The sequence below is a fragment of the Pseudoalteromonas ardens genome (assembly GCF_030125445.1).
Lineage (GTDB): Bacteria > Pseudomonadota > Gammaproteobacteria > Enterobacterales > Alteromonadaceae > Pseudoalteromonas > Pseudoalteromonas ardens.
The window spans coordinates 25,400-39,505 of record NZ_JASJUV010000011.1 but is presented as its reverse complement, the minus strand read 5'-3'; the positions used below and the strand labels follow the sequence as shown (position 1 = coordinate 39,505).

General features: G+C 48.4%; 16 protein-coding genes. 11 read left to right on the top strand and 5 right to left on the bottom strand.

Annotation, left to right across the window (positions count from 1 at the left end; all coding sequences use genetic code 11):
- Window positions 1-369: 369 nt before the first annotated feature.
- The 10 genes from QNM19_RS22735 to alr all read left to right on the top strand — a co-directional run bounded on the left by QNM19_RS22735 (window position 370) and on the right by alr (window position 8,663).
- Window positions 370-789: a type IV pilin protein gene (locus QNM19_RS22735; RefSeq protein WP_049865202.1), complete on the top strand. Its 420-nt coding sequence runs from the start codon at window positions 370-372 to the stop codon at window positions 787-789.
- Window positions 776-1,237, top strand: coding sequence for a pilus assembly FimT family protein (locus QNM19_RS22730; protein ID WP_049865203.1), 462 nt, complete (start codon window positions 776-778; stop codon window positions 1,235-1,237). Before QNM19_RS22735 ends, QNM19_RS22730 begins: the two co-directional genes overlap by 14 nt.
- On the top strand, window positions 1,228-1,623 hold the full coding sequence (locus tag QNM19_RS22725; RefSeq protein ID WP_049865204.1) for a type IV pilus modification PilV family protein: 396 nt from the start codon (window positions 1,228-1,230) through the stop codon (window positions 1,621-1,623). Before QNM19_RS22730 ends, QNM19_RS22725 begins: the two co-directional genes overlap by 10 nt.
- Complete coding sequence (locus tag QNM19_RS22720; RefSeq protein WP_049865205.1) at window positions 1,620-2,144, top strand: PilW family protein; 525 nt, start codon at window positions 1,620-1,622, stop codon at window positions 2,142-2,144. Before QNM19_RS22725 ends, QNM19_RS22720 begins: the two co-directional genes overlap by 4 nt.
- Window positions 2,145-2,148: 4 nt before the next feature.
- Window positions 2,149-3,891, top strand: coding sequence for a DUF7305 domain-containing protein (locus QNM19_RS22715; protein ID WP_284027247.1), 1,743 nt, complete (start codon window positions 2,149-2,151; stop codon window positions 3,889-3,891).
- Between the two features lie 155 nt (window positions 3,892-4,046).
- Window positions 4,047-4,598, top strand: a complete 552-nt coding sequence (locus QNM19_RS22710) for an RNA polymerase sigma factor (protein WP_010386271.1) — start codon at window positions 4,047-4,049, stop codon at window positions 4,596-4,598.
- Entirely contained in the window at window positions 4,591-5,076 is a 486-nt protein-coding gene (locus tag QNM19_RS22705; protein ID WP_049865206.1) for a hypothetical protein, read from the top strand. Before QNM19_RS22710 ends, QNM19_RS22705 begins: the two co-directional genes overlap by 8 nt.
- 9 nt (window positions 5,077-5,085) lie before the next feature.
- Window positions 5,086-6,027, top strand: a complete 942-nt coding sequence (locus tag QNM19_RS22700) for a DUF4097 family beta strand repeat-containing protein (RefSeq protein WP_284027246.1) — start codon at window positions 5,086-5,088, stop codon at window positions 6,025-6,027.
- 119 nt (window positions 6,028-6,146) lie between these two features.
- Window positions 6,147-7,526: a replicative DNA helicase gene (gene dnaB / locus QNM19_RS22695; protein ID WP_049865207.1), complete on the top strand. Its 1,380-nt coding sequence runs from the start codon at window positions 6,147-6,149 to the stop codon at window positions 7,524-7,526.
- A gap of 48 nt (window positions 7,527-7,574) precedes the next feature.
- Window positions 7,575-8,663, top strand: coding sequence for an alanine racemase (alr, locus tag QNM19_RS22690; RefSeq protein WP_049865208.1), 1,089 nt, complete (start codon window positions 7,575-7,577; stop codon window positions 8,661-8,663).
- Between the two features lie 9 nt (window positions 8,664-8,672).
- Here the strand turns inward: alr and QNM19_RS22685 are convergent, their stop codons facing one another.
- The 4 genes from QNM19_RS22685 to QNM19_RS22670 form a co-directional block, all read right to left on the bottom strand.
- A complete protein-coding gene (locus QNM19_RS22685; RefSeq protein WP_010386277.1) occupies window positions 8,673-9,104 on the bottom strand; it encodes a secondary thiamine-phosphate synthase enzyme YjbQ in 432 nt (143 codons plus the stop codon).
- Window positions 9,101-9,568, bottom strand: a complete 468-nt coding sequence (locus QNM19_RS22680; protein WP_010386278.1) for a chemotaxis protein CheX — start codon at window positions 9,566-9,568, stop codon at window positions 9,101-9,103. Before QNM19_RS22680 ends, QNM19_RS22685 begins: the two co-directional genes overlap by 4 nt.
- Window positions 9,569-9,640: 72 nt before the next feature.
- Complete coding sequence (locus QNM19_RS22675) at window positions 9,641-10,075, bottom strand: transcriptional repressor (RefSeq protein WP_010386279.1); 435 nt, start codon at window positions 10,073-10,075, stop codon at window positions 9,641-9,643.
- A 43-nt stretch (window positions 10,076-10,118) separates the two neighbouring features.
- Complete coding sequence (locus QNM19_RS22670) at window positions 10,119-12,617, bottom strand: putative bifunctional diguanylate cyclase/phosphodiesterase (RefSeq protein ID WP_284027245.1); 2,499 nt, start codon at window positions 12,615-12,617, stop codon at window positions 10,119-10,121.
- A 281-nt stretch (window positions 12,618-12,898) separates the two neighbouring features.
- Here QNM19_RS22670 and QNM19_RS22665 point away from each other — a divergent pair, with 281 nt between their 5' ends.
- Entirely contained in the window at window positions 12,899-13,393 is a 495-nt protein-coding gene (locus QNM19_RS22665; protein ID WP_049865211.1) for a YbaK/EbsC family protein, read from the top strand.
- A gap of 12 nt (window positions 13,394-13,405) precedes the next feature.
- Here QNM19_RS22665 and QNM19_RS22660 read toward each other — a convergent pair whose 3' ends face one another.
- Window positions 13,406-13,981, bottom strand: coding sequence for a hypothetical protein (locus QNM19_RS22660; RefSeq protein WP_049865212.1), 576 nt, complete (start codon window positions 13,979-13,981; stop codon window positions 13,406-13,408).
- Window positions 13,982-14,106 lie beyond the last annotated feature (125 nt).

The window sequence follows — 14,106 nt, the reverse complement described above, 5'->3', positions numbered from 1 at the left end:
TCCCAATCTCTGAAAGACAATAACAACTCCAATTTTCAGTGTGTGGATCTGATGATTATCGGGATCATCATGGAAGGTTTACAACACAAGTCGGAAAATTAATCCAAATCAAAACAACGGCGCTCGTAAACGGCTTATAGTCATTACGGGAACAATTGAAGCTAAAATCTAATGGTCTGACCTCACGGTTGTTCTAGGGTAAAAAGCCCGGCTGTTATAGACTGTAAGCGTGTTCCTGTTTTAGCTAATTCTGTTTTGTGATATTTTAGTTAACTGTTTTTATTACAGGCACTTTTTTTTATTGGTTAAATGTCATACAGTCTACTCAATGATTTATGACAGCGTTATCATTTAGGTGGGAAACCCAATATGCTTAAGACCTCCAGAATGCGTGGATTTACTTTGATAGAGCTGCTGATCGCCATTGCGATCGTTGCCATCCTGGCTAGTGTGGCATTGCCAAACTACAGCGAGTATGTGCGTGAAAGCAGACGACTGGATGCACAACACTTGTTGTTGCAAACCAGTGCCACGTTGGAGCGCATTTATTCCCGCAATGGTGGTTATCCTAATACTGCAACGTTCGAGGGTCTGCCTGCTGCAGAGTACTACACGTTCAGCTACGAGGCGCGTAATAAGCCACAAGGTGCGAACGGTGATTTTCGCAATATGGGCTATATTTTAAGAGCGACACCAGTGGCCGATGAGAGCCAGAACAGAGACGTATGTGGCGTGCTGACTTTAGACCATTTGGGCAATCAGGGAGGTAACCTGAATGACTGTTGGTAAACATACTCAGCGCGGTGTAACGCTTATTGAATTGTTGGTGGTGTTGGCGATTATTGCTATTCTGGCTATGGTTGCAGCACCGTCTTTAATAGGTCAGATTAAACAAGACCGGGTTAATACCACGGCAAACGAGTTAAGTAGTTTTTATCGTTTTGCGCGCAGTGAAGCGGTAAAACGAGAAGTGCCGGTAAAGCTGGAGTTGGAAAACAGCGACTGGGTCATGAAGGTGGTTGAGCAAGGCCAGGAAGTGACTCTAAAGCGTTTTACGATTGATCATAACCAAGTGGCGGTGAACCTGGTCGACAGAACATTACGTTCAAGTGGTGAGTTGAGTGCATTTAGTAACATTCTGATTTCAGATAACGATGCGGCAACGGATGATGTGCGTTTGTGCATTCTACATAGTGGGCAAAGTTGGTTGGGTAAGGCGACAGATAATTGCGCGTAGTAAAAGGTTTTTCATTGCTGGAAGTCATGGTGTCTATGGTCATCGCAGCCATTGCCTTGCTGGGGCTTGCTGCGGCGCAGATAAAAGCCATGCAGTTTGCACAGAATAGCTTTAACTACACCATTGCCCTGATCCATGGCCAGAATGCAATAGAGCGGATCTGGCCGGATATTTGCCATTACCAAAGTGTCAATACCAGCCTGAACCCAGGTACGAATCCGACAGCGGCAGGATTGTACCCGAATGATCCGCGTTTCACGTTGACGCTACCCGACACATTTAGCCTTGATATGAGTGTGTCAGTCAGCTGGCATGACGAACGTATGACAGATACGGGGGTGGATCAAATTTCCTTGCATGCCAGCTTTGTTAATGTTTGCTTATGAATCGTTTGATGAACTGCCGCGGATTTACCCTGCTTGAGCTTTTGATAGCATTATCGATAGGGCTGTTTATGCTCGGTGGTATTGCAGTGGCCTATTCGACCATTCGCAGCACCATTGCTGTTAACCAGGAATTGGCACAAGCGCAGGAAGTGATCCGTTACACCAGCCAGCTTATGACCCGAAGCATTAAGCAAACAGCCTCTACGCCCCAGGTCAGACTCAATGGTAGCGCGTTAGAAGTCACGCAAGTAGCAAATACGCCGGCCTGTGATGGCAGTGTACCTGCGGTCACTTATACAGAAACTTTTTCCTTGCTTGATGGTTATTTGTTGTGTGATATCAGCTCGGATAACTTGCCTGCTCAACGTTTATTGCGCGGTGTAAATGCCTTGAGCTTTTCCGTCAACGGCTTGATCACGTCGATCACGGTAACGCCCGTGGGCATTCCAGTGCAGTATGCAGCGGGGATCCAAATAGACGTAGCTGCGAGCCAGCAAGTGCTGGCGACGGCCAATTGGTGACACTATGAAGATGCAGAGTACAAGACAACGTGGATTTACCCTGATTAAAGTTATGCTACTGAGTTCAGTGGCCAGCGTCGTTGTGTTTGCTGCATTTAAAGATACCTTGGTACAGGAGCGTCTGAGTGGTAATTATCAAAAAGACCTCAATGCCCGTCTCCTGGCCGAAAAAGGGGTCATAGAGCGGGGTCAGGCACTTAAAGCTGCTATCACCAATAACGCCAATCTGACACTTGAGCAAGCAGTACAGCAGGTTGGATCAAAGCTGGGTACGGGCGAGCTGGATGGGACAAGCTATAACGCACAGTTGTCAGTCAACGGAGACGAAGTGTCGATTGCCAGCTTGGGTCAGCGTTATGATGATCAGGCGCATGCGCGTATGGTCTCTTACTTTAAATACACGCCAGCCGAACGCAGTTCGGTGTTTCAAAATGCGGTAACTGGATGTAAAGGGGTTAATCTGGCTGGTAGTGGCCTGGTTGATAGCTATGACTCCACTGTGGGCAGTTATGAAGACACGCGTACCAGCAATGGTGATGTAAATACTGTGATTGGTGATGCCGATGTGGTGCTGAATGGTCATTCACCCATAATGGGCGATGTAAAAGCATCAGGCATCTTGTATCTCAAAGGGTCTTCGCCTGTCGTTGGCACTGTGCAATCGAATACCGGGATCGACATTTCTGCGGGCAGTGGGGTGCGGGTTGACGGAGATGTGCTCACTCAGGGGTTTGTCAAACACAATGGTGGTCAGATAACCGGAGTACTGCGTGCAAACGGAGATGTGAGCATGAAGTGGGGTGCTGAGATCCTCAATCAAAATCGGGCCGAGCTAGATATCATGTATGGGGGAACGGGCAGCTTCCAGAGTAGTCATGTTCAGGATGGGCTCCATTATTCAGCAGATCGTTTCAACGTGAACCCTGAGGTTGAAGCGGTGCGTGTTTATGATCCAAGCTCGCCAGATTATGACCCTAATGACCCTGACAAAGAATGTGATCCGCTGGCTTTACCGCTTAATATGCCTTCCGTCATCGACAGTAATAACAATTATGCGGATTTTACGGTTGGTGCACAGACCGACTATGTCTTCACGCCAAGTGAAGGCCGTTATATACGGGGTGGCAGCGGTACATGGTCTTCGAGCCCTGCGGACATCTATTTGTTTCAGCATCTGACGCAAAATCATGGCCAGAGTAATACCAGCAGCGAATATGTCTTTGGCATGAAAAACATGAAGCTCACCAGTGATGGCACCATTACCATAGAAGGTGGGGACGTGATTTGGCTGGTTGATGGCGACCTCAAAATGACGGGCCACACCAGTATCACCATCAAAGCAGGCAGCAGCCTGGCCATTTTTGTCACCGGCAAAGTGGAATTTGGCGCCAGTGGAGTAGTGCTTACAGAGCAGGAAGGGTTGACTGGTAGTGGTTTTCCAAGCCTGAGCATCTTCTCATCCTACTCTGGCCAGAATGGCATCACAATGCGGGGCGCCAGTTCAATGTACGCTGTCATATATGCGCCGGTGACCAGCATTGCTATGCGCGGCAGTGGCCAGTTTTATGGCACCATTCGTGGCGCAACCATAGATGCAACGGGCGGCAGTGGTGTGCACTTTGATGAAGCGCTGAAAAACTTCAATCTTGGTAACGGTGGCGTGATCACGCCGGCAAAACTGGAGTTTATGGGGTGGCGTTTTGAGTCTGGTGACGAGTACCAGACACCCGATGAAGACGAAGAGTAACCCTTCTAATAGCTGTTTAGAAAAATTTTTTCTCGCCTGTTTAAACCTTTTGTTGTCCCACGCTCGTCTTATCCTCCAAACATCGCACCATTGGGTTACTTTCTTTATAGCACCTGATATGTCACGATGATGACTCGCAAGCGAAGGAATACTCTATGATAATCAATGCCAAAGAGGCATTTAACCCAGATACGATTGAGCTGTTAGTGCAGCGTGCTCAGCAGGGCGAGCAAGCGGCGTTTGAACAGCTCTATCAGCAGTGTTATCGCAGGGTGTATGGACTGTGTTTACGTTTGCTCGCTGATCAGGCACATGCGGAAGATGCGACACAGGAGGTGTTTGTACAGCTTTGGCACAAAATTGCTCAGTTTCAGGGCCAGTCAAAGTTTACTACCTGGCTACACAGTGTCACATCGAATGTCGCGATCAGTTATTTACGTAAACAAAAAAATTGGCTGCAAAAGGTGGTTAGCCTCGAAGACAGTGGGATGGAACACGCCGAGATAATGCAATGCCAATCGCTCAACGGGCTTGACAAACTGATCTTACGTTTGCCGGAGCGAGCGCGTCTGGTGTTTGTGTTGCACGCGGTAGAAGGGTACCGCCATGAAGAAGTCGCTAATATGTTGAATATGGCGGTAGGCTCAAGTAAATCGCAGTTTCACCGGGCCAGGAAATTGTTACAGGAGTGGTATGACAATGAGTAAACCAACATTTGAGCAGTTTCTGAAGCAACAACTGCCGCGGCAGCAAGATCAGGATCAGCTGCCTGAACCACGAAGAGATTTGTGGCAGGGTATTGAAAAAGCCATCAATGTATCCAGCACCGTGGCTCCATCACGCAGCCCCTGGATAAAATTGGCGGGGGTCGCTGCCTGTGTTTCGGCTGGTTTACTGAGCTGGCAGGTCATTATGACACAGCCCAGGCAAGATACTATGACCCATATGAGCGCTTTTTTTGAGCAGAAAAAACAGACATTATTGGTTCAGTATGAGGCACAGCCTGCCTTGACGAAAGACTGGCAAGGGCCATTGCAGGAACTGGAGGAAGCAGAGCAGGCGATTAAGCTGGCACTGATGAAAGATCCGGACAACGCAGCTCTGCTCAAGATGCTGGCACAGGTTTACCAGCAACAGTTAGATTTAATCACTAAGGTACATCAGCCCCAGTGGCAACAGATTTAGGAGAGAAGCATGAAAGCAATCATTTTTGGACTGGCTACGCTGCCGCTGTTTGCCCTGGCGGGTGACAAGATTGACGAACAGATAGAAATACCGCTGGATGGCAAAGTCGTTATTGAAAGCCAGCGTGGTAAAGTGACAATTAAATCATGGGATAAGCCAAGCTTTCAGGTCAGTGGTGAACTGGATGAACTGGCTGAAGGCTACACGCTGGAAACGCAGGGCAGTGTGACCGAGTTTATCGTTAAAATGCCACGCCGTAGCAAGAGTTGGAACAACCAGCGAGATGGCTCTCGGTTGACCATTTATATGCCAAAGCAAAGTGAGCTTAACTTTGAAGGGGTGAGTGTTGACGTGGATGTCAGTCATTTTGAGGCTGGAGTGGCCGTCACTACAGTCAACGGGGACATTGAGGCCAATGAGCTCAGCGGCAAGGTTGAACTGGAAACCGTGAATGGTGACATTGAAGGCAAAAAGTTATCTGGCAATATTCGTTATGAAACGGTCAATGGTGATATCGAAGATATGGCATCAAATGGCAAGTTGCGTTTCAATGCGGTCAATGGCGGCATTGAGAGTGTGACTCAGGCCACTGATATTCGTGTTGAAAACGTCAATGGAGAAGTTGATTTTGATATTGCCAGCCTTAAAGACTTACGCATGAGTACCGTGAATGGTGAAATTAGCGTGCGTCTGAGAGCGCTCGAAAAAAGCGCGAATATTCGGTTTGAGTCGGTCAGTGGCGATGTTGACTTTTACTTCCCGACAGAGCTGTCTGCACGCTTTGACATTGATGCCCATGCAGGTGGACGGATCATCAATGAGCTTTCAACAGACAAAGAGAAAAAAGCCAAATATGGCCCATCCCGGGAATTGGAATTTGTAGTCAAAGATGGTGACGTGGATGTGGAAATCGATACTGTCAGTGGACGCATTGCATTGAAGAAACTGTAATGCAGTGATGGGGGCGCGCAATGCGCCTCCTTCGGCCTACATTAGAGCGATAATCAAGATTCATTTCCACCCCAATTACGTATACAATAACAGGTCTTTCCCTTAGTGTTTGTAGTGATATGGCGAAACCTGATCAACAAGTCGATACCCTAAAAGTCCCTCCCCACTCCATCGAGGCTGAACAGTCTGTACTTGGTGGACTTATGCTTGATAATCAGGCGTTTGATAGGGTTGCAGAGCTGGTCGTTGCGCAGGACTTTTATACCCGCACCCATAAGTTGATATTTGAGGCAATGACCAAGCTGGTTGAAGCCAGTCAGCCGATTGACCTTATCACTATTTCGGAAAACCTTGAGAAGAATAACCAGTTAGAAACTGTGGGTGGCTTTGCGTATCTGGCTGAGATTGCGAAAAATACCCCCAGTGCGGCGAACATAGATGCTTATGCCAGCATTGTCCGTGAGCGTGCGGTGGTCCGTGAGATGATCACGGTTGCCAATGAAATCGCCGAGGCGGGTTTCAACCCGGAAGGACGCGACAGCCACGAATTACTGGACCTGGCGGAAAGTAAAGTATTCAAAATCGCTGAGCAACGCACTAAGAGTACCGAAGGTCCGCAGAGTATTCACAGCATTCTGGAAAAAACCGTGGATAAGATCGAAGAGCTTTACCAGTCGCCGCAGGATGGTGTAACTGGGGTGAGCACGGGCTACTCTGATCTTGACCAGATGACCGCCGGTCTGCAACCGTCAGACCTGATCATAGTCGCGGCACGTCCGTCGATGGGTAAAACCACCTTTGCGATGAACCTGGCTGAGCATGCGGCGATGACACAAGACAAGCCTGTGCTTATTTACTCGCTGGAGATGCCCTCAGAGCAGATCATGATGAGGATGCTGGCCTCACTGGGACGCATTAACCAGACTAAGGTCAGGACGGGTCAGTTGGATGATGACGACTGGGCACGCCTGTCCTCCACCATGGGCTTGCTAATGGAAAAGGGGCAGATGTACATCGATGACGCCTCAGGCCTGACTCCGACCGATGTGCGCTCACGAGCGAGGCGGATTGCGCGGGATCATGGCGGGATCAGCATGATCATGGTTGACTACTTGCAGTTGATGCGAGTCCCCAGTTTATCGGATAACCGGACCTTAGAAATCGCCGAGATATCTCGTTCACTTAAGGCATTGGCAAAAGAGCTTCAGTGCCCGGTGATAGCCCTGTCGCAGCTTAACCGTACGCTGGAGCAGCGGGCGGATAAGCGCCCTGTTAACTCAGACTTACGTGAATCGGGGTCTATCGAGCAGGATGCCGACTTAATCATGTTTATCTACCGTGATGAAGTGTATAACGACGACAGTCCGGAAAAAGGCGTTGCAGAAATTATTATCGGTAAACAGCGTAATGGTCCGATTGGTAAGGTTAGGTTAACCTTCCAGGGGCAATTCTCTCGGTTCGACAATTATGCCGGTCCTGCAGTGGATGACGAATACTAAGATATTCGTCCTTTGTGACTAAATCGGCAGCCCGAATTAGGAGTATGTATGCGCCTGGCAACCGCCGAAATTAACCTCACGGCTTTAAGCTATAATTTAAAACAGATTAAGGTACTGGCACCTGGTACACGGGTTATGGCTGTGCTTAAGGCCAATGCCTATGGGCATGGTCTGGTTAAAATTGCACAGCACCTCAATGATGCAGATGCCTTTGCGGTCGCACGTATTGATGAAGCGTTGGCTTTACGTGCCGGTGGCCTGACTAAACCAATCGTGTTACTTGAAGGCTTCTTCAACCGTGCCGATTTGCCTATTCTTATCGCCAATAACTTTGAAGCCATTATTCATGATGAAAACCAGCTGCGGGCCATTGAAACCAGTCAACTGGACGCGCGATTGTCGGTTTGGCTAAAAATAGACACAGGTATGCACCGTCTGGGTATTGAGCCCGAGCAGTTCGAGGCATTTTATCAGCGTCTCAAAGCCTGCGACAACGTTGACCCCAAGATTAAGCTGATGACACATTTCTCCTGTGCGGATGATGTTCACAGCACACAAACACAGGTTCAGATTGCCGCGTTTGAGCGCCTGGTACAGAGTAAACCGGAAGCTAAGTGTCTGGCTAACTCAGCCGGTGTTATAGGCTGGCCACAGTCACATGGTGACTGGATCCGGCCCGGTTTGATGATGTATGGCGTTTCACCTATGATTAACCAGGTTGGTACTGAGCACGGACTGAAGCCTGTGATGCGCCTGAAAACTCGGGTGATTGCCGTTAAATCACTGGCAGCTGGAGAGAAGGTTGGGTACGGTGGTCGCTGGCACAGTAAGCAACAAACTCAGTTGGCAATTGTGGCTATGGGTTACGGGGATGGTTATCCGCGCAATGCGAGGGATGGGACACCCGTAGTCATAAGAGGTAAGCGCTATGGCATTGTTGGTGCCGTCTCTATGGATATGATCACGGTGGACATAGGCTGTAACCCGGATGGCATTAGTGTTGGTGACGAGGTTGAAATGTGGGGCCCTGCGCTGCCTGTTGAAGAGGTGGCAGCGTGCGCAGGTACTATCCCCTATGAATTGCTATGCAATATCACACCGCGGGTAAGTTATGATTACCTTGCTGAACCAGACTGAACGGATTGTCTATTCCAATAACTGACCGTGCAAGGTGGCGACGATAGCGCGACTACCTGCATGGTCTCTGTGTTCCCCGAGATAGATCCCCTGCCAGGTGCCTAACTGCAGGCGTCCCTGACTGACCGGAATAGTGACCTCACAGCCCAGTGTACTCGACTTAATATGAGCTGGCATATCATCATCTCCCTCGTAATCATGGCGATAGTAACTCTGCCGCTCGGGCACAAAGTGGTTGAAGTGACTCTCCATATCCATGCGTACGGTGGGGTCGGCATTTTCATTGATGGTGAGGCTGGCAGAGGTATGCTGGATAAACAAATGTAGCAAGCCTACTTTGTAGTAACCCAGCTGTGGCAGTTGGGTCAGGACCTCGTCATCAATCAAATGAAAGCCGCGTTGACGCGGCCTGAGTGTGATGTGTGTTTGATGCCAGCTCATAGCTTATCGAAGCTCACCTCTATGTTGGCGTTGCCGTCATCTGATGTGAACGGCATGATGATCTTTGGACCTTCACATTTGTGGGTGATGGTGTGACCTGGCCCGGACACCACGATTGGAGTGGCCATATCAAACTCATAGCCTTTCTCGCCCAGTAAATTTTTGGCGCCACCTGTGACCATGTTGGTGATTTCGCCAACCATATCTGTGACTTCTTCATTGATCTTTTCCGGGCGTTCACCCAGCATTCTTTCCATAATGGTCAGAGCCAGACCTTCATCAAAGCTGATAGAAAAGGAGCCTTTGGTCTGCGGGCCCACCATGCCAATCAACCCGGACACGTCGCCGCGTGCCACCTCATCTTTTTTAATCTTAGGCTTGCCAGGCGTTAGTTCTGTTTGTGCCATGGTGGCCAGTACATTCATCAGAGACGATAAAAAAGGGTTGATGAATTCTACATTCATATGCTTCTTCCCTAGGTTCCTACATTGTATCGGACGCTGGTTTAAGTGTAGTGGGCTTTTTACTATGCTGCACTACTCATTACATTTTCCACAACGCCCGTGCGCTTCAATCGTTTGTGCTTTTACAAGAAAGCCATGCTCGGCAGCCAGGTTATTCAGTTCATGCGAAATGGAATTGGAATGCAGCTCCTGTACGTGACCACAGGAATCGCAGATCAATAATTGCACAGGGTGAATACAATCGAAGTGATGGCACAACATAAACGCATTTGTGCTTTCAATCTTGTGAATAAACCCCAATTCTGAGAGAAAATCCAATGCGCGATACACAGTTGCTGGCTTAGCCCCGGACTCGGTCAGCTTGAGCTCTTCCAACAGGTCATAGGCGCCCACGCCACCTTGTTTGGCAGCGAGTAAGCGAAAAACTTTCTCTCGGATAGGGGTAAAACGTGCACCCCGATTGTCACAAACTTGCTTAGCTTTACTTACCAGTTGTTCTATATTCATGTTCTAAATCCTTACACTGCCATGCAATACTAACATATTCTTTTTAATAGTCTTGTATCGACAGGGATTTATTCATTATATTCTCAGGACGGGTAAAGTTGTGTTCAAGCCAATCCTGAAATGCTGCTTCAGGCATCGGCTGGCCGATCAGATAGCCCTGTCCAATGTTACAATTAAATTCTACCAGGCGGTTTAGCTGCTCGTGATCTTCTATGCCTTCTGCAATCACTTTGAGCCCCAGGCCATGTGCCATGGTAATGATATTTTTCACCAGATATGCTGATTCGTTGCCTGCATGCATATCGGCAATGAAGCTCTGGTCAATTTTCAATACATCAAATGGGTATTGGCGCAGATAGTTCAACGAAGAATAGCCAGTACCAAAATCATCCATTGAGATCAAAACCCCCATTTTTTGAAGGGTAGTAAGGGTTGCCTTAATTGTACTGTCACCGCTTAATAGTAAGCCTTCGGTGATTTCCAGTTCCAGGGTGCCGGGTTGCAAGGCACAGTGTGCTATCAGGTGTTCCACATGGCTGAGCAGTTCCGGATCGTTAAACTGGCGGGGTGATAAGTTGACCGCCAGACGCAATGACGTATTAAACTGCGTATGTATCTGCTGTAACGTACTGGCTGCAGAATTTAGAACAAATTTACCCAAATCAATAATAAAGCCGGTTTGCTCCGCCAATGGAATAAACTCAGCAGGTGAGATTGGTCCCAGGGTTTCACTGTGCCAGCGTAATAATGCCTCAGCGCCGACGACTTTACGTGCCTGCAGGTCAAGCTGGGGCTGGTAGTAGACTTCAAATTCCCCACGCTCCAGCGCGCCTTGCATACTTTCTTCAAGCATCAGCCGTCGCTGCAGCGTATTACTCATGCTTTCAGTAAACAAGCAATAGGTATTGCGACCTTGTTGCTTTGCGTTATACATGGCTGAGTCTGCTTTACGCAGCAGGTCGTTAGGGGTGTCGGCGTCTTGAGGGAAAATCGCGATCCCCAGACTCAGCGAAATATTAAAAGCGCGACCGTCAATGTCAAATGGGGCATGAAAGAGTTTAACCAGTTTGGTTGCAATCGGGTGGATATCAGCATTGGTTTTTAAATCGCCCAGTAAAATGATGAACTCATCGCCCCCTAAGCGGGCCACAGTGTCTTTTTCTCTCAGTGCCGATTTGAGTCGCTGCGCCGAGTGGATCAGAACTTTATCACCGACTTCATGCCCCATCGAGTCATTGACTTTTTTAAAGTCATCTAAGTCAATAAAGCCAATGCCAACCAGTGATTTGTCCCGTCTGGCATCGTGGATCAGTTGCTGGAGACGATCGAGAACTAAAAAGCGATTGGGCAAGTCTGTCAGTGTGTCGTAGAAGGCATGATGAAGAATGATTTCTTCCTGACGCTTTTTATCGGTGATATTGCGTACCGCAATGACCAGCGAATCGGAGCCGGGCAGGGCACTGAGACGTGCTTCAAAGTGACGATTGCCGTCGTCAAAGGGCAAGGTGTACTCAAGCTGTGTTAGCTGCCCAGGTTGCTCTATGCTTTGGATAGCACGAGTAAAGTGTCGGGAGGTTCGTGCGGGTAAAAACTCTTCAATTTTATGCCCCAAAAATTGGGCTTCTGGCACGTACAAGTCGTCGGTTTGCCCACTATGATACTCTAATATAGTGCCTTGCTTATCTATGATAAAAAACAAGTCAGGGAGGGCCGAGAAAATGCCCTCCAGTATTGCTGTTTTGCGTCTGGCTTCAGCTTCCGCCTGAAGTGTCTGTTGCCAGCCGGTTTGCAGGCTATGTGCCATTCGATTGAGATTGTCCGCCAGGTGTTTAAATTCTCCTGCGCCTCGTGTTTCAAGCGCTTCACTAAAATCAAAGCTGCTCAGTCGTTCACTGAGCGCAACCAGTTGAGAGACCGGGCGGTGGATAAACAGCCGGGTGAAATACAGCACAAGTGCGGTTAACAATGCCGCGATAGCCAGAATAGACAGCGTTTTCATCCGCGTGTATTCCAACAACTGTTGCGTCTGAGTGGCAATGGAATATTCGGCATAGATGAGGGCTGGCAATGGCGTGCCCGTCGCCACGGCGCTTTGTTGTTCATAAGTACTGTAGGCCTGAAACAGGTGTTTGTGCTTGATGTATTCCACCATCAGATAAGGCGGACTGAGCCGTTGGCTGAGTGCTTCTGGCTTGAGTTTTAAGGGTGTATCACTATAGTGCTGACCCTCATAACCTTCTGTGCTGCTATACAGAACAATGCCTTGTGCATCGACCAGCGCCAGTTGGTTGTAGTGCTGACCTTGTTGATAAGCGATCAGGGTATTACGGATTTCATTTAGTTCATTGTGAGAGAGGTGTTGCTGGGTGGTTAGGTTGAGCGAGGAAAGGTCTCGTTTTAACGTCGCGTCTGTGATCGCCAGTAAGCTTTCTTGCTGGGTGTCGTGATGCACTTGTACCAAAGCGACTGCCAATAGGGCGGCAAATAAAAAAGCACTGAGTGTCAGCCATAGCTTGAGGTCAATGGAGTACAGTTTGGTCACTCGGCTATCTCTCTTTTGTGTTATCACATGGCCCTGTGACTGAGTAGTCGATTTTGGGCTGTCCCTTGTCCAATCCGGACCTCGCGTAAAAAGCCTTCTAAACATAAGTGTAGTTGAAAAGTACTGATTCCTCGTTGTTATTTTGGAGCAAAGAGAAAAAAGAGAGCCGTTGGGCCAGATGAAAGAAAATCATCATCAAATCATGCAATGTGTTTGGCCTGATTGATGTTTTTTAGCTAGGGTGAAAAAGACATTAATTCAGACTAAAACAAGGAGCGGTCATGATCAGCCAAGATACAGAGACATTGAGTAAAAGTGCTCAACGGGTTCAGGATTCGATAAAATCTGCGGGATGTGAATTCAGGGTACTGGAATTGCCCGGCAGTACGCGCACGGCGGAAGAGTCGGCACACACCATAGGGTGTGAACTGGGGCAAATTGTAAAATCACTGATTTTTAAAGGCAAAGAAAGCGGAAAACCGGTGTTGCTATTAGTCAGTGGCAGCAACCGGGTAAAAGAAAAGATAGTGGCAAAACATCTGGGAGAAAAGCTGGTAAAAGCCGACGCTGAATTTACCCGTGAGGTAACCGGGTTTGCCATTGGCGGTATTCCCCCCACCGGACACCTGAGCAAGCCAATTACTTATATTGACGAGGACTTGCTGCAATACGAGACGATATGGGCTGCGGCTGGCACACCACACGCGGTGTTTTCGTTGCCATCGGCTAAACTGGAGCCACTCACTCAGGGTACGGTGATTGCTGTAAAGGCCTGATAGTGAAGGGCGTTACCCGGTAAAGAGTTGCAGTGTGATCTGCACTTCGTCTGACTCAAACTCGGCGACGCCCTCATAGCCTTCGATATTGTAATTAAAGCTAAAAAAGCGGCGCAACCACAGGTCATCCTGGTTCTCTTTTAGCACATCAATAGAAATATCCATCAGGCTTTCCGCGACATTCATCCCAACAGCAAACAAGGGATTGGCCGCCGCAGCTGCTACAGTACGGGTGAGCTCGCCAAATGCCGTGGTTTTTCTGACTTTTGCCATGAGCTTAGCCGTACTGCGGATGTCACTGTCATCTTCCAATACGGCAATATGCGCATCCAGAAAACGCGGGATCTGACCAGCCCGGTTACGATAAATCGTATAACCAGCAGGGCCAAAGCTGATGGTGCCGCCTTCACTGACTGGCATTACATTGAGTTCCATATTAAATGCATGATCCGCGACCCCGTCGCTTACTGCACTGAACACTTTGATCTCAAACTTGCGCTCACTGAGTAACTTGTCTACCAGGCCCAGCGATTTAACGTGAATGGACATGATACGCAGTTCGACATCGGTAAACATTTGATTAGGCATGATGAAAGTCCTTTGCTATGCAATGGTATTAGCATACTTGGAACCAGGTTAGGGCGCTATGGTTTTTGGTTGTAACGTAAATTATTTGAGTATCAAAAAAGATTGAAGTTTATTACGAAGTACAA